The 22,154-nt window shown below is 66.9% G+C and carries 18 protein-coding genes; 13 read left to right on the top strand and 5 right to left on the bottom strand.

Annotated features, from left to right (window positions below; all coding sequences use genetic code 11):
- Positions 1–63: 63 nt before the first annotated feature.
- On the bottom strand, positions 64–2,466 hold the full coding sequence (locus tag FBY20_RS00500; protein ID WP_174245377.1) for a cation-translocating P-type ATPase: 2,403 nt from the start codon (positions 2,464–2,466) through the stop codon (positions 64–66).
- A 97-nt stretch (positions 2,467–2,563) separates the two neighbouring features.
- Here FBY20_RS00500 and cadR point away from each other — a divergent pair, with 97 nt between their 5' ends.
- From cadR to lpdA, 6 genes are all read left to right on the top strand, one after another.
- The gene (gene cadR, locus FBY20_RS00495) at positions 2,564–2,998 is read left to right on the top strand and encodes a Cd(II)/Pb(II)-responsive transcriptional regulator (protein WP_056316368.1); all 435 of its coding nucleotides are present in this window, start codon (positions 2,564–2,566) and stop codon (positions 2,996–2,998) included.
- A 105-nt stretch (positions 2,999–3,103) separates the two neighbouring features.
- Positions 3,104–3,697, top strand: a complete 594-nt coding sequence (locus tag FBY20_RS00490) for a nitroreductase (protein ID WP_056316369.1) — start codon at positions 3,104–3,106, stop codon at positions 3,695–3,697.
- Positions 3,698–3,896: 199 nt separating this feature from the next.
- A complete protein-coding gene (locus FBY20_RS00485) occupies positions 3,897–5,129 on the top strand; it encodes a 3-methyl-2-oxobutanoate dehydrogenase (2-methylpropanoyl-transferring) subunit alpha (RefSeq protein WP_056316373.1) in 1,233 nt (410 codons plus the stop codon).
- A gap of 2 nt (positions 5,130–5,131) precedes the next feature.
- The gene (locus FBY20_RS00480; protein WP_056316376.1) at positions 5,132–6,175 is read left to right on the top strand and encodes an alpha-ketoacid dehydrogenase subunit beta; all 1,044 of its coding nucleotides are present in this window, start codon (positions 5,132–5,134) and stop codon (positions 6,173–6,175) included.
- A 1-nt stretch (position 6,176) separates the two neighbouring features.
- The gene (locus tag FBY20_RS00475) at positions 6,177–7,568 is read left to right on the top strand and encodes a dihydrolipoamide acetyltransferase family protein (protein ID WP_142049274.1); all 1,392 of its coding nucleotides are present in this window, start codon (positions 6,177–6,179) and stop codon (positions 7,566–7,568) included.
- A gap of 2 nt (positions 7,569–7,570) precedes the next feature.
- Entirely contained in the window at positions 7,571–8,974 is a 1,404-nt protein-coding gene (gene lpdA, locus FBY20_RS00470; RefSeq protein WP_142049271.1) for a dihydrolipoyl dehydrogenase, read from the top strand.
- Between the two features lie 27 nt (positions 8,975–9,001).
- Here the strand turns inward: lpdA and FBY20_RS00465 are convergent, their stop codons facing one another.
- A complete protein-coding gene (locus tag FBY20_RS00465; RefSeq protein ID WP_142049268.1) occupies positions 9,002–9,913 on the bottom strand; it encodes a LysR substrate-binding domain-containing protein in 912 nt (303 codons plus the stop codon).
- Between the two features lie 89 nt (positions 9,914–10,002).
- Here FBY20_RS00465 and FBY20_RS00460 point away from each other — a divergent pair, with 89 nt between their 5' ends.
- Positions 10,003–11,274, top strand: a complete 1,272-nt coding sequence (locus tag FBY20_RS00460; protein WP_142049265.1) for an amidase — start codon at positions 10,003–10,005, stop codon at positions 11,272–11,274.
- Between the two features lies 1 nt (position 11,275).
- On the top strand, positions 11,276–12,253 hold the full coding sequence (locus tag FBY20_RS00455; RefSeq protein ID WP_142049263.1) for a tripartite tricarboxylate transporter substrate binding protein: 978 nt from the start codon (positions 11,276–11,278) through the stop codon (positions 12,251–12,253).
- Between the two features lie 18 nt (positions 12,254–12,271).
- Here the strand turns inward: FBY20_RS00455 and FBY20_RS00450 are convergent, their stop codons facing one another.
- Complete coding sequence (locus tag FBY20_RS00450; RefSeq protein ID WP_142049260.1) at positions 12,272–14,290, bottom strand: PEP/pyruvate-binding domain-containing protein; 2,019 nt, start codon at positions 14,288–14,290, stop codon at positions 12,272–12,274.
- A gap of 271 nt (positions 14,291–14,561) precedes the next feature.
- On the opposite strand from FBY20_RS00450, the gene FBY20_RS00445 reads away from it, so the two are divergent.
- Both FBY20_RS00445 and FBY20_RS00440 read left to right on the top strand, forming a co-directional pair.
- On the top strand, positions 14,562–14,723 hold the full coding sequence (locus FBY20_RS00445) for a type II toxin-antitoxin system HicA family toxin (protein WP_255452191.1): 162 nt from the start codon (positions 14,562–14,564) through the stop codon (positions 14,721–14,723).
- A gap of 7 nt (positions 14,724–14,730) precedes the next feature.
- Positions 14,731–15,150, top strand: a complete 420-nt coding sequence (locus FBY20_RS00440) for a type II toxin-antitoxin system HicB family antitoxin (protein ID WP_142049258.1) — start codon at positions 14,731–14,733, stop codon at positions 15,148–15,150.
- 118 nt (positions 15,151–15,268) lie between these two features.
- Here FBY20_RS00440 and argH read toward each other — a convergent pair whose 3' ends face one another.
- Complete coding sequence (gene argH, locus FBY20_RS00435; RefSeq protein ID WP_142049255.1) at positions 15,269–16,690, bottom strand: argininosuccinate lyase; 1,422 nt, start codon at positions 16,688–16,690, stop codon at positions 15,269–15,271.
- A 159-nt stretch (positions 16,691–16,849) separates the two neighbouring features.
- Between argH and FBY20_RS00430 the strand changes: the two genes are divergently transcribed.
- The 3 genes from FBY20_RS00430 to FBY20_RS00420 all read left to right on the top strand — a co-directional run bounded on the left by FBY20_RS00430 (position 16,850) and on the right by FBY20_RS00420 (position 20,898).
- Positions 16,850–18,223 carry a mechanosensitive ion channel family protein gene (locus tag FBY20_RS00430; RefSeq protein ID WP_142049252.1) on the top strand — a complete coding sequence of 458 codons (1,374 nt, stop codon included), beginning with the start codon at positions 16,850–16,852 and terminating at the stop codon, positions 18,221–18,223.
- Between the two features lie 101 nt (positions 18,224–18,324).
- Positions 18,325–20,391 (top strand): NAD(+) synthase, encoded by a 2,067-nt coding sequence (locus tag FBY20_RS00425; RefSeq protein ID WP_142049249.1) that lies wholly within the window; start codon positions 18,325–18,327, stop codon positions 20,389–20,391.
- A 168-nt stretch (positions 20,392–20,559) separates the two neighbouring features.
- Positions 20,560–20,898, top strand: a complete 339-nt coding sequence (locus FBY20_RS00420) for a P-II family nitrogen regulator (protein WP_006386376.1) — start codon at positions 20,560–20,562, stop codon at positions 20,896–20,898.
- 40 nt (positions 20,899–20,938) lie between these two features.
- Here the strand turns inward: FBY20_RS00420 and gspF are convergent, their stop codons facing one another.
- Entirely contained in the window at positions 20,939–22,144 is a 1,206-nt protein-coding gene (gene gspF, locus FBY20_RS00415; protein WP_142049246.1) for a type II secretion system inner membrane protein GspF, read from the bottom strand.
- Positions 22,145–22,154: the final 10 nt, after the last annotated feature.

Below are 22,154 nucleotides of genomic sequence, written 5' to 3'. Positions count from 1 at the left end.
TGGCGCGCGGGGCGGCTCTGTTTTTCGCCATCATACGGGGATTCGCCGCGCGGACCGCGGCGCTTACCGGCTGGCCGGGGCGGCGCGCAGCAGGCGCAGACCGTTCGCCACCACCAGCAGGCTGGCGCCCACGTCGGCAAACACCGCCATCCACAGCGTCGCGTGGCCCGTCACGGCCAGCGCCAGGAACACCACCTTGATGCCCAGCGCCAGCGCGATGTTCTGCACGAGGATGCGATGCGTGGCGCGCGACAGGCGCAGGAAGGTGCCGATCTTGCGCAGGTCGTCGTCCATGAGGGCCACGTCGGCGGTCTCGATCGCCGTGCCGGTGCCGGCCGCGCCCATGGCAAACCCGATGTCGGCCCGGGCCAGCGCGGGCGCGTCGTTGATGCCGTCGCCCACCATGCCGACCCGGACGTCCGGCGCCAGCTTGCTTTCAATGGCGGCCAGCTTGTCCTCGGGCAATTGGTCGCCGCGCGCCTCGTCGATGCCGACCTGGCGCGCGATGGCCTGCGCGGTCGGCGTGTTGTCGCCCGTCAGCATGAGCGTGCGCACGCCCAGGCCGTGCAGGTCGGCGATGGCCTGCGCGCTGGTGGGCTTGACTGTGTCGGCCACGGCGGCCACCGCCAGCACGCGGCTGCCGTCCGACAGCGCGATGACGCTCTTGCCCTGGCTTTCCAGCTCGTCAAAGCGCGTGTCGAGCGCGGCGCTGGAGACGCCCGATTCCCGCATCAGGCGGCGGTTGCCCAGGTGGTACGTCTGCCCGCCCACCTGGCCGCTGACGCCGCGGCCGGGCAGGGCGGTAAAGGCCTCGACTTCCAGCAGCGTGCTGCCGGCCTGGCGCGCGGCGTTGGCCACGGCCAATGACACCGGGTGATCCGATCGGGCCGCCAGGCTTGCCGCGATCAGGGCGGCGGGGTGAGGGCCCGGCGCCGCCGCGTCCCAGTCCTGCAGGTCGGTTTGAACGGGCTTGCCGTGCGTCAGCGTGCCGGTCTTGTCCAGCGCCAGCCATTTCAGGTTGCGGCCTTCTTCCAGATAGACCCCGCCCTTGACGAGGATGCCGCGGCGCGAGGCGGCGGTCAGGCCGCTGACGATGCTGACCGGCGTGGAAATCACCAGCGCGCACGGGCAGGCGATGATCAGCAGCGCAAGCGCGCGGTACAGGGCATCGAACCACGGCTGGCCCCACAGCAGCGGCGGCAGCACCGCCACGGCCAGCGCAATGGCCACGACCGCGGGCGTGTAGATGCGCGAGAAGCGGTCGATGAAGCGCTGCGTGGGGGCGCGCGCGCCCTGCGCCTGTTCCACCGCGTGGATGATGCGCGCCAGTGTGGTGTTGCCTGCCGCGGCGGTCACGCGGTATTCAAAGGAGCCGGAGGTGTTGATGGTGGCCGCGAAGACGGGATCGTCCTGGGTCTTTTCGACGGGCAGGCTTTCACCCGTGATCGGCGACTGGTCCACCGCCGACGTGCCGTTCACGACGATGCCGTCGGCCGCGATGCGCTCGCCCGGCCGCACGCGCACGATCCCGCCCGGTTGCAGCGACGCGGCGGGCACTTCGACCCAGCTGCCGTCCGCCTGGCGCAGGGTCGCCGTCTCGGGCGCCAGGTCCAGCAGGCCGCGCACGGCGTTGCGGGCGCGGTCCAGCGAGCGGGCCTCGATCAGTTCGGCCACGTTGAACAGGAACATCACCATGGCCGCCTCGGGCCACTGGCCGATCAGCACCGCGCCGGTGACGGCGATGCTCATCAAGGCGTTGATGTTCAGGTTGCCGTTGCGCACGGCGATCCAGCCCTTGCGATAGGTGCTGACGCCGCAAGCCAGGATGGCGGCCACGGCCAGCGCGGCGGTCACCAAGAGCGGGGCGTCCAGGTAGTGCGAGACTTCCGACAGGGCGGCCAGCACGCCCGCGCCGCCGATCAGCCACCAGTTCACCGCCTTGGCGGCGGGGGCGGGCGCGGCGGCCGCGCCGTCGGCCAGTGGCTCGGGCGTCATGTCCAGCGATTTGATGGCCGCGACGATGCGATCCAGCGCGCCCTCCGCGTGGACGACGGTCAGGATGCGCTGCATCAGGTTGAAGTCCAGCGCATGCACGCCATCCACGCCGTCCAGCTTTTTGCGGATTAGCGTTTCCTCGGTGGGGCAGTCCATCTGCCCGATGCGCAGGCGCGCCAGCAACTGGCCGGGGCCGGCAGTGAGCGTCGCGGCAGCGGCGGCCGGCTGCAGGACCGCATCGCCGTGCGCGTGGCCGCAGCAGGCATCCGCGCCATGGGCGTGGCCAGGGGCCGCGTCGGCGTGCTGGTGGGCGGATGCGCCATGATCGTGGCCATCGTGATGGTGGCCTTCGTGGCCCTGATCCGCGTGGCCGGCGTTCGCATGCGGCGACTTCCCCTCATCGTGACCGCAGCAGGAGCCGCAGGCCCCGCCCGACTGATGTTCGCGTTGTTTGACCGGAGGTAAAGACATCCGCTTGACCCTTCAAATAAGCTGGTGACGCAATTCCACACCTTGGAGTTACTATAGGGTCAACCCCTAATCATCGGATCGGATCCGGGAGGCAGCGATGCGTATCGGCGAATTGGCCACGGCGGCCGGCACCACGGTCGAAACCGTCAGGTATTACGAAAAGGAAGGACTGCTGCCCGCGCCGGAGCGGGGTCTGAACAACTACCGGAGCTATGGGCAGATGCACCTGGAGCGCCTGCGCCTCATCCGCAACTGCCGGGCGCTGGACATGACGCAGGACGAGATCCGCGCCATCCTGTCCGTGGCCGACAACCACCGCACCGGTTGCGGCCCGATCAACCAGCTGTTCGACGAGCACATCTCCCACGTGGACGAGCGCATTGCCGAACTGATGCAGCTGAAATCCCAACTGAGCGAATTGCGCCAGCGCTGCGTGTCGGCGCGCCCGGACACGGACGATTGCGGCATCCTGCACGGTTTGACCGAAATGCAGGTCGAAGAGCGGCAGGAGCGCCATACCCACCTGGGGTGACCGCGCGGGGCGGGATGTCCTTGCTGCAGGCCAGGGGATCGGCGATGGGGCGGCCGTCATCGCGTACTATGAGAATCTGTTTTTTTCCCATTTGCGCATCGATCAATGACCGTCACCCAGACCGCCACCCCGCTCCACGCCCTGACTTCGCGCCGCTCCTTCAAGTTCCTGCGGGCCCCGGCGCCCAAACCCGACGAACTCGAACAGATCCTGCAGGCCGCCATGGCGGCGCCCGATCATGGCGCGCTGCGCCCGTGGCGCTTCGTCGTGATCCAGGGCGAAGCCATCGGCAAGTTGGCGGACATGGCGCTGGACGCGGTCAAGCGCAGCGGCGATCCGCGCATGACGCCTGAAAAGGAAAAGTCCGTCCGCGAATGGATGGCCGGCGTGCCGCTGTTCATCGCCGTGGCCCAGAAGATCGCCCACGACAACACCAAGATCCCCGAGCAGGAACAGCTTCTGGCCACGGGCTGCTCGGTCATGAACATCCTGAACGCGGTCCACATGCTGGGCTACGCCGCCTTCTGGAGCACCGGCCTGGGCACCTACGTCGAAGACGTGCAGAACGCGCTGGGTCTGGACTCGCTGGATTACCGCTTCCTGGGCTTTCTGGCCGTGGGCACGCCCGCGTGCGCGGTGCCCCCCGCCAAGCGTCCCGACTACCGTGAATTCGTCACGGAATGGACCGGCGCCGCCTGAGGAAAACCCTCAGTCCAATGCGGCCCCAAAAGGCCGCGCGGCCCGCTCATCGGCCCTGTCCCCTGTGCTAATCTCGTCAACGGCCTTGCCCATGTATCCCCGGGCGCAGGCCGGCGACGGCAGCGTCCGAGGTCACACGCCTCTGGCAATGCCTTGGTAGGAAGAAAACGCATGACACGATCAAGCGTGGAGACAATACATGAGCCAATATGGGCCGCTGAAGTTGCACGTCCCCGAGCCGACAGGGCGACCGGGTTGCAAGACAGACTTCTCCTATCTGCATCTGTCGCCGCCCGGCGAGGTGCCCAAACCCCCCATTGATGTTGCCGCGGTCGACACCGGTCCACTGGCCTACAGCCTGGTCCGGGTCATCGACAATGACGGCCATGCCGTCGGGCCGTGGGCGCCGGAGATCAGCCACGACATGCTGCGCGCCGGCATGCGGGCGATGCTCAAGACCCGCATCTTCGACGGGCGCATGCTGACCGCGCAGCGCAAGAAGAAGATCTCGTTCTACATGCAGAGCCTGGGCGAGGAGGCCATCGGCACCGCCCACGCGATGGCGCTGGAAAAGGGGGACATGTGCTTTCCCACTTATCGCCAGCAAAGCATCCTGCTCTCGCGCGACGTGTCGCTGGTCACGATGATGTGCCAGCTCATGTCCAACGAGCGTGATCCGCTCAAGGGCCGCCAGCTGCCGGTCATGTATTCCGACCGCGAAAACGGCTTTTTCACGATTTCGGGCAACCTGGCCACGCAGTTCATCCAGGCGGTGGGCTGGGCCATGGCGTCGGCCATCAAGGGCGACACCCGCATTGCCTCGGCCTGGATCGGCGACGGCGCCACCGCCGAAGCCGACTTCCACACCGCGTTGACCTTCGCGCACGTCTACCGCGCGCCCGTCATCCTGAACGTGGTCAACAACCAGTGGGCCATTTCCACCTTCCAGGCCATCGCCGGCGGCGAGGGCGCGACCTTCGCGGGTCGTGGCGTGGGCTGCGGCATTGCGTCGCTGCGGGTGGACGGCAACGATTTCCTGGCGGTCTATTCCGCCTCGCGCTGGGCGGCCGAGCGCGCCCGCCGCAACCTGGGCCCGACGCTGATCGAATGGGTGACCTACCGCGCGGGGCCTCACTCCACGTCGGACGACCCTTCCAAGTACCGGCCCGGCGACGACTGGAGCCACTTTCCCCTGGGCGACCCGATCGAGCGCTTCAAGAAACATCTCATCCTGTTGGGCATCTGGTCCGACGCCGAGCACGACGCGGTCCGCGCCGAACTCGACGCCGAGATCCTGGCGGCCCAAAAGGAAGCCGAGAGCTACGGCACCCTGGTGGACGGCCACGTCCCCAGCGCCGCCAGCATTTTTGAAGACGTGTACAAGGACATGCCGGAGCATCTGCGCCGGCAGCGCCAGCAGCTCGGAGTGTGACCATGGCAATCGATAACAACGCTGGTCCGGCCTCGGCGCCGATGACCATGATCCAGGCTTTGCGCTCGGCCATGGATGTCATGCTTGAGCGCGACAACAACGTCGTGGTGTTCGGGCAGGACGTGGGTTACTTCGGCGGCGTGTTCCGCTGCACCGAAGGCCTGCAGGCCAAGTACGGCAGCTCGCGCGTGTTCGACACCCCCATTTCCGAAGGCGGGATCGTCGGCGTGGCGGTGGGCATGGGCGCCTACGGCCTGCGGCCCGTGTGCGAAATTCAGTTCGCCGATTACTTCTATCCGGCTTCGGACCAGATCGTGTCCGAGGCCGCGCGCCTGCGCTACCGGTCGGTGGGCGAATTCATTGCGCCCATGACCATCCGCATGCCTTGCGGCGGCGGCATTTACGGCGGGCAGACGCACAGCCAGAGCCCCGAGGCGATGTTCACGCAGGTCTGCGGGCTGCGCACGGTGATGCCGTCCAACCCGTACGACGCGAAGGGGCTGTTGATCGCCGCCATCGAAAACGACGATCCGGTGATTTTCCTGGAACCCAAGCGGCTCTACAACGGCCCGTTCGACGGCCACCACGACCGGCCGGTCACGCCGTGGACCGGCCGCCCCGGCAGCGTCGTGCCCACGGGCTACTACACCGTGCCGCTGGAATCGGCCGCCATCGTGCGCCCGGGCTCGGAGCTGACGGTGCTGACCTACGGCACCACGGTGCATGTGTCGCTGACCGCGGCCGAGGAAACCGGCATCGACGCCGAGATCATCGACCTGCGCAGCCTGTGGCCGCTGGACCTGGACGCCATCGTCAACTCCGTCAGGAAGACGGGGCGCTGCGTGGTCGTGCACGAGGCCACGCGCACCTGCGGCTTCGGCGCGGAACTGATTGCGCTGGTGCAGGAACACTGCTTCCATCACCTGGAGGCGCCCGTCGAGCGCGTGACCGGTTGGGACACTCCCTATCCGCACGCGCAGGAATGGGCGTACTTCCCCGGCCCGCGCCGGGTCGGCGAAGCGTTCAAACGCGCGATGGAGGCATGACATGGGGATTCATATCATCAAGATGCCCGACATCGGCGAAGGCATCGCAGAGGTCGAGCTGGTGGGCTGGCACGTCAAGGTGGGCGACACGGTCGCCGAGGACCAGCCGCTGGCGGACGTGATGACGGACAAGGCCACGGTCGAGATCCCGTCGCCGGTGGTCGGCAAGGTGATCTCGCTGGGCGGCGATGTTGGCCAGGTGATGGCCGTGGGCGGGGAGCTGATCCGCCTGGAAGTCGAAGGCGAAGGGAATGTGAAGGCGGGCGCTGCTGCAGCGGCGAAGGCGGCCGTGCCTGCGGCTGGCGGGATTGCTGCCGATGGGGCGCAGCGCGCTGGTGGTCCGAGTCTGGTGGAAAGTGGCGTGGCGGCATCGACGCCCGGCGCATCGGCGCCCGCAACTTCCCCGCCGGCCAAGTCATCAACATCCGCATCTGCCGCTGGCCCCGCGTCCGCGTCGGCCAAGTCGCCAGCCGCCCGCCAATCCGGCGGCGCGCCCGCGGCAATCCGCCAGCCCGGTGAAAAACCGCTGGCCTCGCCCGCCGTGCGCAAGCGCGCGTGGGACCTGGGCGTGGAGCTGCGCTACGTGCAGGGCAGCGGCCCGGCCGGGCGCATCCTGCACGAAGACCTGGACGCGTGGCTGCAAGGGCAGGGGTCGGCCAGCAGCGCACGCGCCGGGTCGGCCTATGTGGAACGCAACGACGAAGACGCCGTACCCGTCATCGGCCTGCGCAGGAAGATCGCGCAGAAGATGGCCGAGTCCAAGCGCCGCATCCCGCATTTCAGCTACGTCGAGGAAATCGACGTGACCGAGCTCGAAGACCTGCGCGTGCAGTTGAACGCCAAATGGGGCGAGTCGCGCGGCAAGCTGACGCTGCTGCCGCTCCTGGCCCGCGCGATGGTGGTGGCGCTGCGCGATTTCCCGCAGATCAATGCGCGCTACGACGACGAGGCGGGGGTGGTCACGCGCTATGGCGCGGTGCACATCGGGATTGCCACGCAAAGCGACGGCGGCCTGATGGTGCCGGTGATGCGCCACGCCGAGGCGCGCGACCTGTGGTCCATGGCCGCGGAGATCAATCGGCTGGCGCAGGCGGTGCGCAGCGGGGCGGCCGGCCGCGACGAGCTGTCCGGTTCGACCATCACCATCACCAGCCTTGGTCCCTTGGGCGGCATCGTCACCACGCCGGTCATCAATCATCCCGAGGTCGGCATCGTGGGCGTGAACCGCATCGTCGAACGCCCCGCCTTCCGCAACGGCGCCGTGGTGGCGCGCAAGCTGATGAACCTGTCGTCGTCCTTCGACCACCGCGTGGTGGACGGCATGGACGCGGCGCGCTTCATCCAGGCCGTGCGCGCGCTGCTGGAACAACCCGCGCTGCTTTTCGTGGAGTGAGCATGAGCCAGATCACAAAGACAACGACATTGCTGGTGATCGGCGGCGGCCCCGGCGGCTACGTGGCCGCCATCCGCGCCGGACAACTGGGCGTGCCGACCATCCTGGTCGAGGGCGCGCAGCTGGGCGGCACCTGCCTGAACATCGGCTGCATCCCCTCCAAGGCCCTGATCCACGCGGCCGAGGAGTTCGACAAGGCGCGCCACTACGCCGGCGAATCGGCGCTCGGAATCGCCGTGGACACGCCGCGCATCGACATCGCCAAGACGGTCGCCTGGAAAGACGGCATCGTCGGCAAGCTGACGGGGGGCGTGGGCGCGCTGCTCAAGAAGAACGGCGTGGAAGTCGTGCGCGGCTGGGCGACGCTTCTGGACGGCAAGACGGCCGAAGTCGAAACGCCCGACGCGGGGCGCGTTCGCATCCAGTGCGAGCACCTGCTGCTGGCCGCTGGCTCCGAACCCACTGCGCTGCCGTCCATGCCTTTCGGCGGCATGGTGGTGTCGTCCACCGAGGCGCTGTCGCCCGCCAGCATCCCGAAGCAGCTCGTGGTGGTGGGCGGCGGCTACATCGGCCTGGAACTGGGCACCGTGTACCGCAAGCTGGGCGCCGAAGTCGCGGTGGTGGAAGCGCAGGACCGCATCCTGCCGACCTACGACGCCGAACTCACCAAACCCGTCGCGGCCGCGCTGGGCAAGATGGGCGTGGCGTTGCACCTGGGCCGCAAGGTGCTGGGGTTGGACGGCAAGGGCGACGCGGTGCGGGTGCAGGACGCCAGCGGCGCCGAAACCCTGCTGCCGGCCGACCGCGTGCTGATCTCGGTGGGACGCCGTCCGCGCACGCAGGGCTGGGGGCTGGAAAGCCTGCAGCTGGACCGCAAGGGCAACGCGCTGCGCATCGACGACCAATGCCGCACGTCCATGCGCGACGTTTGGGCCATTGGCGACATCGCCGGTGAACCGATGCTGGCGCACCGCGCCATGGCGCAGGGCGAAATGGTGGCCGAACTGGTGGCGGGCAAGCGCCGCCACTTCCAGCCGGCCTCCATCCCTGCCGTGTGCTTCACAGACCCCGAGGTCGTGGTGGCGGGCCTGTCGCCGCACGAGGCCGAAGCCGCCGGCCTGGATTGCGTGACGGCCTCCTTCCCCTTCGCCGCCAACGGCCGCGCCATGACGCTGGAATCCACCGACGGATTCGTGCGCGTGGTGGCCCGGCGCGACAACCACCTGATCGTGGGGTGGCAGGCGGTAGGCCGTGCGGTGTCGGAGCTATCGACGGCTTTTGGCCAGTCGTTGGAAATGGGCGCCACGCTGGAAGACGTGGCGGGCACCATCCACGCGCATCCCACGCTGGGCGAGGCGGTCCAGGAGGCGGCGCTCAAGGCGCTGGGGCATGCTTTGCATATCTGACGGCGCGAGGGTAAGGCGGGCTGGCGCTTAGCGGCGCACGCCCGCTTGCGCCAGCGCCGCCGTAAATCCTTCCAGGGCCGGGTTCCCCTGGTCCCGTAGCGCGGCAAGCACGATCTGCGCTTTTTCGCCCGCGACGTCGCGTAGGGGCAAGAACCGCAGCGAGTCCGGACGCATCCGGCTCAAGGATTGGGGCACGATCGCCGGTCCGACGCCGGCCTCCACCAGCGTCAACAAGGTGGGGATCACACTTTCCTGCGCAATCAATGGCTTTAACTGCGCACGCGCGAAAAGCCGCTGAATCATGCTGTGGAAATACGGAGAGATATCTTGCCGGTATCCCACCAGGGGGAACGCCAGAAGTTCCTGTAGCGACACGTCGCGCTGGGGCGCCAGCGGGTGATCGTGGCGCAATGCCACGCGCAGGGACTCTTCGTGGACGACCACGGTCTGGATATCGGCGTCCAGCGGATGCGGGCGCATCAGGGCAACCTCCACGACGCGCGAGCGCAGGGCAGGGTCCATGTCCACCGAGTTCATTTCGCGAAGATCGATCCGTACTTCCGGGTGCGCGTCGCGGTATTGGCTGAGCGCCGACACCAGGGGCGAACTGGCGGCGCTTGGCGTGATGCCGATGACGAGCGAGCCGGTTTCGCCGCGCGCCGTGCGGCGAACCTCACGCAGCATCAGCTGGGTGTCCGCGGAGATCCGCCGCGCCCGTTCGTACATGATCTCGCCGGCGGGCGTCAATTTGACCGAACGTGTCGTGCGCTCGAATAAAGGCACGCCGACCAGCGTTTCGAGCCGCTTGATTTGCTGCGTGAGCGGCGGCTGTGTCATGAACAGTCGTGCCGCCGCCCGGGCGAAATGCAGTTCTTCGGCCAGTGTGCAAAAAAGCACCAACAGCCGTCCATCTAGAAAGATTAATTCCGATTTCGACATAATCGACGCCAAATTACAAATTGGACGTAGATTAATTGGTTTCCTAACATTCGGCATCCCAGTTGTTCAGCCGTTTGCCGGAAACCGTCATGCCTGTCGCGCCCTTTCCCTTGTCCGTCCAGGAAATCTCTCGCCGAGTGCGCGAGGGCGTGGCGGCGCCGCTGGCGGCCGTGCGCACCAGCTTGGCGGCGATCTGCGAGCGGGACAGCGTCATTCGGGCATGGAGCCATGTTGCGGATCCCGCGGCGCTGGAAGCGATGGAACATATTGGCGGCCCGTTGGCCGGCGTGCCGATCGGGGTCAAAGATGTGATGGACGTTGCGGACATGCCCACCCGCTTTGGCGTGTCTGCGCTGGCCGGCGGCGCCGCCCGGTTCGACGCATGCTGCGTGGGTATGTTGCGCGCCGCTGGCGCGCTGCCCGTGGGCAAGACCGTGACGGCGGAGTTCGCCTTCAGGACACCTGGCGCCACGCGTAATCCGCACGCGCCAGGCCATACGCCGGGCGGTTCGTCCAGCGGCTCTGCGGCGGCGGTGGCCGCAGGCATGGTGCCCGCTGCGCTGGGAACGCAAACAGGCGGTTCCATGATCCGGCCGGCGGCATTCTGCGGCGTGGTGGGTTTCAAACCCAGCTTTGGCCAGGTGTTCCGCGATGGCATGAAGCTGACATGTGAATCGCTGGACACCATCGGTTGGTATTCGAACACCGTCGAAGATGCGCAGGCGATCGCGCAGGTGCTGATCGCGCACGACGACCTTGGCGCAGTTGACCGACCGTTGACGGTCGCGGTGCAGCTGGACAACCCCAATGCGGCGCTGTGTCTTGAAAGCCAGCGGGAGATCGCGCGGGCGTGCGAGGTATGGCGCGCGCATGGCGTGCGCTGCCAGCCTGTGGACGCCAGCGCGGAAACGGCGCTGCTGCTGCGCGCGCATGACGTGATCATGCACTACGAATTTGCGCGCAGCCTGATGCCGGTGGTAGCGCGAAATGGGGATGTTGTGAGCCCGGCCCTGCGGCAGGCCGTGGCGCACGGTCTGGCCGTCAGCGCGGGAGAGTACCGAGAGATGCTCGCGGTGCAAGCGTCGCTGCGGCATGGCTGGCGCGCGCGCTATGGCGGCGCGGATCTGATCCTGACGCCTAGCACGCCGGGGCCCGCGCCGAAGGGGCTTAGCCATACGGGCGACGGCGTCTACAACAAGATCTGGTCGGTATTGGGCTGGCCTTGCCTGCACCTGCCGACTGCGTTCAACCAGGCAGGCCTGCCCATCGGCATGCAACTGGTTGGTAATTGGGGAGACGACCGAAGGTTGCTCGCCCTGGGCCGGAAACTACATCATCTGCTGACTCAGCAAGGGGAATGACATGAGGTTCAAATTACTGAAGTGCGCTCTGCTGGCGCTGTGCGCGGCCACCGCAATCTCGGGTGGCGCGCGGGCCGCGGGTGAGTATCCCGACCGGCCAGTCAATATTGTTGTGCCCACGGCAGCAGGCGGTACCGTGGACATCGTGGCTCGCATCATGGCGGAGAAACTGGGCCCGGAGCTGGGCCAGCCCGTGATCGTGATCAACAAGCCCGGCGCGGGCGGGGTGGTCGGCACCCAGGCGTTTTTGCGCGAGCCTCAGGACGGCTACACCTTGCTGTTCACCGCGAACAGCAACCAGCTGATCGTGCCCTGGGTCTACAAGGATGCAAAGTTCGATCCCATCAAGGATTTCGCGCCGATTGCGGCGGTTGGGGAAGTACCCAATGTCCTATGCGTGAATCCGGCGTTCCCGGCAAAGGACATGAATGCGTTCATGGCGCTGGTCAAGTCCAATCCGGACGTGTACCCGTACGCCTCGGCAGGCGCGGGCACGTTGAATCACCTATTGGGCGTCATGCTTAGTGAGCTGGGCGGCTTGCGCATGCAGCACGTCCCGTACCGCGGCGTGTCGCCGGCGATGGCGGACGTCATGGGCAACCAGGTGCCGATGCTGTTCGCCAGCCTGCCATCCGCGTTGGAGAGCATCAAGGCCGGCAAGCTGCGCGCGCTGGGTGTCAGCAGCGCCGAAAGGAATGCGCTATTGCCCGATGTTCCGGCCATCTCGGAGTTCATTCCCGGCTTTACTGGCGACCTGTGGGTCGCATTCTATGGTGGAAAGGACATGCCCGAGGCCTCCATCGCGAAGATGCATCAGGCGATCCAGAAGGTCCTGGCCGATCCCGCGCTGAAAAAGAAGTTCGATCAGTTGGGCGTCACGATGATGCAGGACGGCCCCGCTGAACTGGCCGCGCGCCAGCAGGCAGAATTCATGCAATGGAAGCAGATCGTGCAGGCGTCGGGCGCCGCGCCGGACTGATCCCGGCTTCGCGGCAGCCTACCGGCTCCCATCGATGTAAGGCCGCGCCTGCAGGATCAGGATCTTGTCTGCCCGCACGGCCCATTCGATGTCCTGGTCTCCATTTCCCAAGCGCTTTTTCACCTGCCGTCCCACGGCGGCCAGCCGGGCGACCAGGGCATCATTCAGCACCTGGCGTGCACCCTCGATCGGCACTTCGCGCACGCCGCCGCCCGCATCGGCCACGAGCTGCGTGTCCTCGGCGGAACGGCTCAGCACCTGAACCGCCTTGGACCAGCTTGAGTACATGACCTGTTCGGCCTGCCGCTTGCCTTCCACCACCTTGATGCCCAGTCCGCGCTTGGCGGACAGGTAGGTGACGTGGCGGCGCGAGGCGTCGAAGGGATCGCGCGTGATCATGACGCCCGAGCTGTCCGACGCCGCGGCCCGCTGCACCAGTACCGCCATGACGACGGCGTCCTGCCCGAAGCCTGCCGTGCGGCGCGCCTCGTAAGCCTCGAAGTTGTAGACCGAGGCCCATACCGTCTGCACGGCCCGGGCCAGCGCATCGGCCTGCGTGACGTTCGGCACGGTGGTGTACAGGCCCGCGCCGCTGAAACCCGGCAGGTCTTCGGAATTGGACGAGCTGCGCACGAAGACGCCGTGGCCACCCAACTGCTTCTCCCAGCGGGCGCGCCAGGCGGCCGACAGGGCGGGGTCGGGCGTTGCGTCGACGATGTCCTGGCGCAGCTTGGCCAGTTCGGCGCGCCGCACGTTGGCGTCGCTGGCAAAGTCGGCCCGCTGCGCCAGCGCCGCCACGCGCGCGGGCACCCCCAGCTGGTCCATGAACGCCGCGTATTGGGCAAACGGAATGCAGAAGCCATCCGGCACGCTGGCCGCGGGCGGCAACACGGCCGTCAGCGCGCCCAGGTTCGCCGCCTTGACCCCGCAGTGGCGGCTGTCGCGCGTGGTCATGCCGGACAGCGGCTTGAGGGCGCGCACGGACAGGTCGGGTTTGGGTAGCGAGGGCGAGGCGGTTGGGGTTGCCGCCGTGGCTGGCGACGTGGCCGGCTGCGCGATGCGCTGCACCCGGTAGCCGTTGCTTTCAACGGTCAGTTCGACCCATTGGCCATCATGCTCGCGCAAGGCCGCCACGGCGTCGCGCACATAGGCATTGGGAATACGCCAGCCCTTGGCCAGCAGGTTCACGTGGGACAACAGCGTGGACGGGCGCTGCGTGACCAGGCCCGCCACTGGCGTCATCGCCACGGGCACCTCGTCCAGCACCACGATGTCGGTGGGCGAGAGGTCAGCCGTTTCATCCACGGCCTTCACGATGCGCAGCCGTCCCTGCGCGCGCCCGGTGTTCAGCGGCAAGAAGGTCTGCTCGCGCAGCAGCGCCTCCTGCGTGACGAAGTCCAGCCCGGCCCGCCGTGCGGTCGTTTCCTGCAGCGTGGAGTTGCTCTTGAATTTCAGCGGGTGAGGGAACGTGGCCGCGAGCCGCTGCGCCGTCAGGGTCAGCAGTTCGGGCGTCAGCAGATCGCCTTCCCAGAACTCATAGGTATAGCCGGACAGGCTGTTCTGCCAGCTCAGCGTGCCGAACAGCAGACGACGATTGGGATCCTTGTACTGCGCCACCAGCGCGGCCCGGTCGCCGGACAGCAGCCGCCGCTCGCGCGCAAAGGTCTCGTGCAGCGCGTACCGCGGCGTGTTCACGTAATAGATGCGGTCGGCGCGCTGGCGGTCGATGATGAACAGCACATGGGGGATTTCCAACGGCGTGCCGGCGTTATAGACCCGCGCCAGTTGATCGAATTCGGCCCGGGTCTTGATCTGCGCCAGGAACCGCGGGCCTCCCCACCGCGCGTCCTCGGCCTTACGCGCCTCGACCTCGTCGGGGCGCAGGGGGCGGCCGTTTTCGTAGGGGGAGGGTTTGCGGGCGGTTTGGGCTTGCGTCGCCCCTCCGGCTGCAATTCCCAGCAGACATACCGTGGCTAGGACGATTTGGGATATGCGGAACTGCGGGATGCGCTTCAGGGGCGCACTCAAGGTTGGCATGGCTCGCGGGCGGTCAAGGCGAAGCCGCAATCATATCCAACGTTATTGGGGACGCGCTATCGGCGGGCGGCCGACGGGGATTTGCCCAGCCGACGTACGTTGGTCTGATTTCCCACTGACCAAGAGGTGCGAGAGGACAAGGCGAAATATCCTCAGGGAGGGAGGAGTCAGTGACATGAATACAACATTAATGTTTTTGAACAAAACATTTTTGTTGTAATCTAATCCGCATCGCTGCATTCGGAATCATGAAGTACAGCGAATTCAAAAGGTGCTTGAAAAACAAGGCGCCATCTTTGTGCCGCATCGTGCGGGCAGTAGTCATTACCGAGTGACACTGAACGGCGTAAGCACGATCTTTCCGTTTCACGGTGCCAAGGAAATGGGCAAGAACCTTGAAAACCAAATCAAAAAACAATTGGGTTTGAAGTGAGGCTGTCATGCTGACCTATCCCTACACGTTGACTCCTGATTCGAACGGCACCTTTCTCGTGCTCTTTCCCGATTTTCCGGAAGCAGCCAGCGTCGGCGAGGATGAGCGAGACGCGCAGGTGAACGCGCTGGAAGCGCTTGAGGCGACGCTGGAAATCTATTTTGACGAACGCCGCCTGATTCCATTGCCGTCGGATGACGTCTCCTCGCCCTACGCCGTCACGCTGCCCGCTGTCGTCACCAGCAAGGTTTATCTGTCCAATGAAATGATTCGCCAAGGTGTGCGCAAGGCCGAGATGGCTCGTAGGCTTGGCGTGCATACGCCCCAGGTGGATCGTCTGCTGAACCTGCGCCACGGGTCACGGATCGAACAGGTTGAGGCTGCGCTTGGAAAACTGGGCCGAAGGCTCGACGTGTCGATGGTTTAGCTGATACGCCGGGCTTGAGCCTGCGTTCGTTTGGACGCTGTTCCGACAATGTCGGCCTGAATGCAACAAGGCCCCCAAAAGGGGGCCTTGCATCCAACGCATCTAGGGCAAGCCGAAATCAGCCTTGCGCCGTTTCCGCCAGCACGCGCTGGGCTTCTTCAGCGACGCGTTCGGGGGCGGTGCCGCCCACGTGCTTGCGCGCGGCGACCGAGCCTTCCAGCGTCAGGACCTGGTGCACGTCCTCGGTGATGCTGGGGTGGTAGGCCGTGAGTTCGGCGGTGGACAGGTCGGCGAGGTCGCAGCCGCGCTGTTCGCAGTCGCGCACGGCGTGAGCCACGACTTCGTGGGCGTCGCGGAAGGGCACGCCGCGCTTGACCAGGTAGTCGGCCAGATCGGTGGCGGTGGCAAAGCCCTGCAGGGCCGCGGCGCGCATGTTGTCGGCCTTGACCTTGATGCCGCCGGCCATGTCCGCGAAGATCGTGAGCGTGTCGCGCAGCGTGTCGGCGGTGTCGAACAGGCCTTCCTTGTCTTCCTGGTTGTCCTTGTTGTAGGCCAGGGGCTGGCCCTTCATCAGGGTCAGCAGGGCGACCAGGTTGCCGTTGACGCGGCCGGTCTTGCCGCGGGCCAGCTCGGGCACGTCGGGGTTCTTCTTTTGCGGCATGATCGAGCTGCCGGTGCAGAAGCGGTCGGCCAGGTCGATGAAGCCCACGCGCGGGCTCATCCAGAGCACCAGCTCTTCGGACAGGCGCGAGACGTGCGTCATGATGAGCGCGCCGGCGGCGCAGAATTCGATGGCGAAGTCGCGGTCGGAGACGGCGTCCAGCGAGTTGCGGCACACGCCCTCGAAGCCCAGCGTCTTGGCGACGCGTTCGCGGTCGATGGGGAACGACGTGCCGGCCAGGGCGGCGGCGCCCAACGGCAGGCGGTTGACGCGGCGGCGGCAGTCGGCCAGGCGTTCGGCGTCGCGGCCGAACATTTCGGCGTAGGCGAGCAGGTGGTGGCCGAAGGTGACGGGCTGGGCGACTTGCAGGTGCGTGAAGCCGGGCATGATGGTGCCGGCGTTTTCCAGGGCGACCGTGGCCAGGGCGTGGCGCAGCTGGCGCAGCAGATCCTGCAGGGTGTCGATTTCGTCACGCAGCCACAGGCGGATGTCGGTGGCGACCTGGTCGTTGCGCGAACGGCCGGTATGCAGGCGCTTGCCCGCATCGCCCACCAGTTCCACGAGGCGCTTTTCGATGTTCAGGTGGACGTCTTCCAGGTCGAGCAGCCACTGGAACGAGCCAGCGTCGATCTCGGACAGGATCTGGGTCATGCCGCGCTGGATGTCGGCCAGATCCTGGGCGCCGATGATGCCCTGGGCGGCCAGCATGTCGGCGTGCGCGAGCGAGCCCTTGATGTCGTGGCGCGCCAGGCGCTTGTCGAAATCCACGGACGCCGTGTAGCGTTTGACGAGTTCGGAAACCGGCTCGGAGAACCGGGCGGACCAGGCCTGCGCCTTGTTGGCGAACTGGTTTTGATCGGAGGAGGGAGTGTTTGCCATGATGGGCAGGATTATAGGGCCTTGCGCCACGCCGGGCGACGGCGGCCATTATGCGGGGCCGGAACCCGCTAAGGGCGCGAGTTGTCGGATAATCCCGGTCAGTTCAAGACCCCGGTTCAAGACCGTGGTTTCAAGACCCTGTAAAGCGAGTACGGATCCATGCCCCTGGAATGGGAAGAGCTAGTCACCCAAATTGATACCCATATGCCCCGGGAGATCTGGGCGCAGACGCTGATCGGCATCGGCGCGCTCGTCCTGACCGCGCTGTTCGTGCAGTGGGTGGTCGCGCGGGTGGTCCTGCTGCTGGCGCACCGGCTGCTCGTGGTCAGCGGCCACGGCGATTGGGACAAGGCGCTGCAGCGCCGCCGCGCGTACCAGAACCTCTGGTACGCGGTGCCGTTTGCGGTGGTTTCCATGGGCATCGACCTGGTGCCCCATGCCGAGCGGGTGGTCACCATCGTGGGCCGGCTGGCGCACGCGGGCGCCTGGATCTGCGTGTTCATCGCGTTTTCGGGCGTGCTGAGCGCCTGGCAGGACACCTATTCGGCAACGACCCGCGCGCAGACCCGGTCCATCAAGGGCTACATCCAGATCGGCAAGCTGATCCTGATGGCGGTATGCACCGTCCTGGTGCTTTCCATCCTGATCGACCGCTCGCCGCTCTGGATGATCTCCGGCCTGGGCGCGCTGTCGGCGGTGCTGCTGCTGGTGTTCAAGGACACGCTCCTGTCGCTGGTCGCCAGCACGCAGCTCACCAGCAACGACATGCTGCGCATCGGCGACTGGATCGAGATGCCGCAATGCAATGCGGACGGCTTCGTCAAGGACATTGCGCTGCACACCGTGAAGGTGCAGAACTGGGACAACACCGTCACCACGGTGCCGACCTACAAGCTGTTCTCGGAAAGCTACCGCAACTACCGGCACATGTTCGAATCAGGCGGCCGGCGCATCAAGCGCACCATCCGCATCGACGCGGCCAGCGTGCGCTTTCTGACCGACGACGAGGCGCAGCGGCTGATGAAGTTCCGGCTGCTGCACGACTATCTGCAAAGCAAGACCCAGGACATCGTCCAGGCCAACCAGACGCTGGGCGAACTGGCCAGCGTGCCGGCCAACCGGCGCCGTCTGACCAACATCGGCACGCTGCGCGCCTACGCGCTGGCCTACCTGAAGCAGAATCCGGAAATCCGCCAGGACATGGCGATGATGGTGCGCATGATGGAGCCCACCTCCGAGGGCATTCCGGTCGAGGTCTATTGCTTTACCGCCGTGACCGCGTGGGTGGAATACGAACGCATCCAGGGCGACGTGTTCGACCATCTGCTGGCGATCCTGCCCGAGCTGGGTCTGCGCCTGTACCAGCAGCCGTCCGGCGCCGACATCGGCGCCATGGGCGGATACCTGCGCGACAGCGCCATCCAGGCGGCGCTGTCGGCCGAGCGCGACCGGCAAGGATCCATGGACGGCAGTCCGGCGCTGCCGTTCGAGCGCGGCCTGACCGACGGCAAGATGCCGCGCCAGGCGGAATAGGGCCCGTGAGATAATCCGGCCGTTGATTCCCGGGCCTCCAGCCCCCCGGCGCACCCCTCCACGTCGCAATCTCCAGGCGAACCTCCCAGGCGAAATCCCCGATGTCGAATCCGTTCTTCAACCTGTATTCCCACGGCTTCGCCCGGGTCGCGGTCGGCGTGCCCGAGTGCCGGGTCGCCGATCCCGCGTTCAATGCCGCGCAGACCATCGCGCTGGCGCAGCAGGCTGCCCAAGGCGGCGCGGTGCTGGCGGCTTTCCCGGAACTGGGCTTGTCTGCCTACACCTGCGACGATCTCTTTCACCAGAAGGCCCTGCTGGACGCCTGCGAGGCGGCGCTGGCCAAGGTGGTCGAGGCGACCGCCGACCTGGATATCGCAATCGTCGTGGGGGCGCCGCTGCGGGTGGCGCATCAGTTGTTCAACTGCGCGGTGGTGGCGGCCGGCGGTCGGGTGCTTGGCGTCGTGCCCAAGACCTATCTGCCCAATTACGGCGAGTTCTACGAAGCCCGCCAGTTCAGCGCGGCCGACTGCGCCATCGACACGCAGATCGACCTGTTGGGCCAGACGGTGCCGTTCGGGTCCGAGCTGCTGTTCCAGATGGAAAAGCTGCCGCTGTTCCAGTTCCACGTTGAAATCTGCGAAGACGTCTGGGTGCCCATTCCCCCGTCGTCCTATGCCGCACTGGCCGGCGCCACGGTGCTGGTCAACCTGTCGGCCTCCAATATCGTCGTCGGCAAGTCCGCCTACCGTCACCAGCTCGTGTCGCAGCAGTCGGCGCGCTGCCTGTCGGCCTATATGTACACCTCGGCCGGCCGGGGCGAGTCGTCGACGGACCTGGCCTGGGACGGCCAGGCGCTCATCTACGAAAACGGCGAGCTGCTGGCCGAATCCGAGCGCTTCCTGAATCATTCCCATCTGCTGTTTTCGGACGTGGACCTGGAGCGCCTGTCGCGCGAACGCATGCGCCAGAGCACCTTCGGCCAGTCCGTGCGCCGCCACGCGGACGAAGTCCGCCGGTTCCGCCGCGTGGCGGTGCCGGTGAATCCGCCGCTGGAGGACACCGAACTGGCGCTGGAACGGCGCGTGGCGCGCTTTCCGTATGTGCCGGCCGACCCGCAACGCCGCGACGCGCGCTGCAAGGAGGTCTACAACATCCAGGTGCAGGCGCTGGCGCAGCGCTTGTCGGCCAGCGGCATGAAGAAGGTGGTCATCGGCATTTCGGGCGGGCTGGACTCCACGCATGCGCTGCTGGTGTGCGCCAAGGCCATGGACGCCCTGGACCTGCCGCGCTCGAACATCCTGGCGGTCACGATGCCGGGTTTTGCCACCAGCACCCGCACGCTGCAGCAGGCGCGCCGCCTGATGGCAGTGGTGGGCTGCACGGCCTCCGAAATCGACATCCGCCCCAGCTGCCTGCAGATGCTCAAGGACCTGGGCCATCCCTACGCCAACGGCGAGCCGGTCTATGACATCACCTTCGAGAACGTCCAGGCGGGCGAACGCACCAACCACCTGTTCCGGCTGGCCAATTTCAGCAATGCCATCGTCATCGGCACGGGCGACCTGAGCGAGCTTGCACTGGGCTGGTGCACGTACGGCGTGGGCGACCACATGTCGCATTACAGCGTCAACGCCAGCGTGCCCAAGACGCTGATCACGCACCTGGTGCGCTGGGTGGCCGAATCGGGCCGGCTGGGCGACGAGGGCGCACAGGTGCTGCTGGACGTGCTGGGCACCGACGTCAGCCCCGAGCTGGTGCCGGGCGGCGCGGACGACAAGCCCGAGCAAAAGAGCGAGGCCTCGATCGGCCCTTACGAGCTGCAGGACTTCAACCTGTACTACACGCTGCGCTACGGCTTTGCGCCGACCAAGGTGGCCTTCCTGTCGTGGACGGCCTGGCGCGACCGCGAGGCGGGCGCGTGGCCCGAGGCCGGCCACGTCGTGCGCAACGAATACGATCTGGCCGCCATCAAGCGCAACCTGAAGATCTTCCTGGACAAGTTCTTCCGGACCAGCCAGTTCAAGCGCACCTGCATCCCGAACGCGCCCAAGGTGGGTTCCGGCGGCTCGCTGTCGCCGCGCGGCGACTGGCGCGCGCCCAGCGACTCCGAGTCCGTGGTCTGGATGCGCGAGGCCGACCAGATTCCCGACGAAGCGCCCAAAAGCTGAGGGCGGCGACGCGCACCACATTGGGGCGGCGGCAGAAAATTCGCGGGCGCCGCTTGGCGACCGCGCGGTGTTATTCTCTGTCCATTGCGCCCGGCGCCCGCCTGTGTCACAAGACAGCGGGCCGCGCGGCAGGGCGACGCACCACATCAAAAACCCAGGACGACCAACGTGAAACAAGTCACCGCCATCATCAAACCCTTCAAGCTCGACGAAGTCCGCGAGGCGCTGGCGGAAGTCGGCGTCAGCGGCCTGACGGTCACCGAAGTCAAGGGTTTCGGCCGCCAGAAAGGCCACACCGAACTCTATCGCGGCGCCGAATACGTGGTGGACTTCCTGCCCAAGATCCGCGTCGAAGTCGTGCTGCCCGACGACCAGGTCGAAGCCGCCATCGAAGCCGTCGTCAAGGCCGCCCGCACCGGCAAGATCGGCGACGGCAAGATCTTCGTGACGCCGGTGGAACAGGCCATCCGCATCCGCACCGGCGAGAGCGACGAAGAGGCGCTCTGAGCCTTTGTCTTTGACCGGGCCGCACTCGCGGCCCGCGTTCCTATCTGATCAACTGGTTCATCTCCAGAATCGGCATCATCACCGCCAGCACGATCAAGAGGACGAATCCCCCCATCAGCAGTATCAGCGCCGGCTCCAGCAGGGCCGTCATCGCCATCGCGCGCCGCTCCAGGTCGCGCGACAGGTTCTGCGCGCCCCGGTCCAGCAGTTCGGGCAACCGCCCGGTCTTCTCGCCGCTGGCGATCAGGTGCACCAGCAGCGACGGAAAGACCTTCTGCGCGCCCAGCGACGATGACAGCGCCGCGCCCTCGCGCACGCGTGCCGCGGCCTCGTCGACCGCCAGCCGCAGCACGTCGTTGCTGAGCGTGCGCCGCGCGGCTTCCAGCGCGGTCAGCAGGGCCACGCCGCTGCCGCTCAGGATCGCGAGGGTGGACGCAAAGCGCGCGGCGTTCACGCCCAGCACGAAGCGGCCGGCCAGCGGCAGCCGCAGCACGCGCGCGTGCCAGGCCCGCCGCGCGGCCGGCGCGCGCAGCGTGTAGCGCCACAAGGCGATGGCCGCCACCACCGCAATGCCCGTGACCGCGCCCCATTCGCGCACGTAGTCCGACAGCCCCAGCATCACGCGCGTGAGCATCGGCAATTCCTGCTTGGCCTGGCTGAAGGCGGACACCACCTGCGGCACCACATAGCCCAGCAGGAAGATCACGATGACCACCGACACGCTGGCCACCACCGCCGGGTAGATGAAGGCCGTCATGACCTTGCTGCGCAAGGTGTTGCGTTCCTCGATGTAGTCGGCCAGCTTTTCCATCACCTGCGCCAGGTCGCCCGATTCCTCGCCCGCGCCGATCAGCGCGCGATAGATTTCGGGAAAGTCGCGCGGCCGCGAGGCCAGCGCCGCCGACAGGCGATGGCCGGCGCGCACGTCGTCGCGCACGCCGCCCAGCGTGGCGGCAATATGTTTTTTCTCGGCCTGCTCCAGCGTGGCGCTAAGCGCCGCATCCAATGGCAGGCGTGCGGCCAGGAGGCTGGCGAGCTGGCGCGTCAGCCACGCCAGATCGGCGTCCGACAGACGCGCGCGCAGCGCCGCGCCCATGCCTTCGGCGCGCGCCGCCAGCGCGGTCGACAAGGGCAACAAACCGCGGCCGCGCAACTGGTTCCGGGCGCCGCGTTCGGAGTCGGCATCGATCGTGCCGCGCACGATTTTTCCGAGCGCGTCGGTGGCTTCATAGCGATAGGAAGGCATGGCTGTAATA

The sequence above is a fragment of the Achromobacter sp. SLBN-14 genome, assembly GCF_006715415.1.
GTDB lineage: Bacteria > Pseudomonadota > Gammaproteobacteria > Burkholderiales > Burkholderiaceae_B > Achromobacter > Achromobacter mucicolens.
Note: the sequence above shows the minus strand (reverse complement) of the source record. Positions and strands in the feature narration are given on the sequence as shown.

Coding starts and splice junctions, on each gene's coding strand:
- FBY20_RS00500 (WP_174245377.1), bottom strand. CDS start 2,466: ATGTCTTTACCTCCGGTCAAACAACGCGAACATCAGTCGGGCGGGGCC.
- cadR (WP_056316368.1), top strand. CDS start 2,564: ATGCGTATCGGCGAATTGGCCACGGCGGCCGGCACCACGGTCGAAACC.
- FBY20_RS00490 (WP_056316369.1), top strand. CDS start 3,104: ATGACCGTCACCCAGACCGCCACCCCGCTCCACGCCCTGACTTCGCGC.
- FBY20_RS00485 (WP_056316373.1), top strand. CDS start 3,897: ATGAGCCAATATGGGCCGCTGAAGTTGCACGTCCCCGAGCCGACAGGG.
- FBY20_RS00480 (WP_056316376.1), top strand. CDS start 5,132: ATGGCAATCGATAACAACGCTGGTCCGGCCTCGGCGCCGATGACCATG.
- FBY20_RS00475 (WP_142049274.1), top strand. CDS start 6,177: ATGGGGATTCATATCATCAAGATGCCCGACATCGGCGAAGGCATCGCA.
- lpdA (WP_142049271.1), top strand. CDS start 7,571: ATGAGCCAGATCACAAAGACAACGACATTGCTGGTGATCGGCGGCGGC.
- FBY20_RS00465 (WP_142049268.1), bottom strand. CDS start 9,913: ATGTCGAAATCGGAATTAATCTTTCTAGATGGACGGCTGTTGGTGCTT.
- FBY20_RS00460 (WP_142049265.1), top strand. CDS start 10,003: ATGCCTGTCGCGCCCTTTCCCTTGTCCGTCCAGGAAATCTCTCGCCGA.
- FBY20_RS00455 (WP_142049263.1), top strand. CDS start 11,276: ATGAGGTTCAAATTACTGAAGTGCGCTCTGCTGGCGCTGTGCGCGGCC.
- FBY20_RS00450 (WP_142049260.1), bottom strand. CDS start 14,290: ATGCCAACCTTGAGTGCGCCCCTGAAGCGCATCCCGCAGTTCCGCATA.
- FBY20_RS00440 (WP_142049258.1), top strand. CDS start 14,731: ATGCTGACCTATCCCTACACGTTGACTCCTGATTCGAACGGCACCTTT.
- argH (WP_142049255.1), bottom strand. CDS start 16,690: ATGGCAAACACTCCCTCCTCCGATCAAAACCAGTTCGCCAACAAGGCG.
- FBY20_RS00430 (WP_142049252.1), top strand. CDS start 16,850: ATGCCCCTGGAATGGGAAGAGCTAGTCACCCAAATTGATACCCATATG.
- FBY20_RS00425 (WP_142049249.1), top strand. CDS start 18,325: ATGTCGAATCCGTTCTTCAACCTGTATTCCCACGGCTTCGCCCGGGTC.
- gspF (WP_142049246.1), bottom strand. CDS start 22,144: ATGCCTTCCTATCGCTATGAAGCCACCGACGCGCTCGGAAAAATCGTG.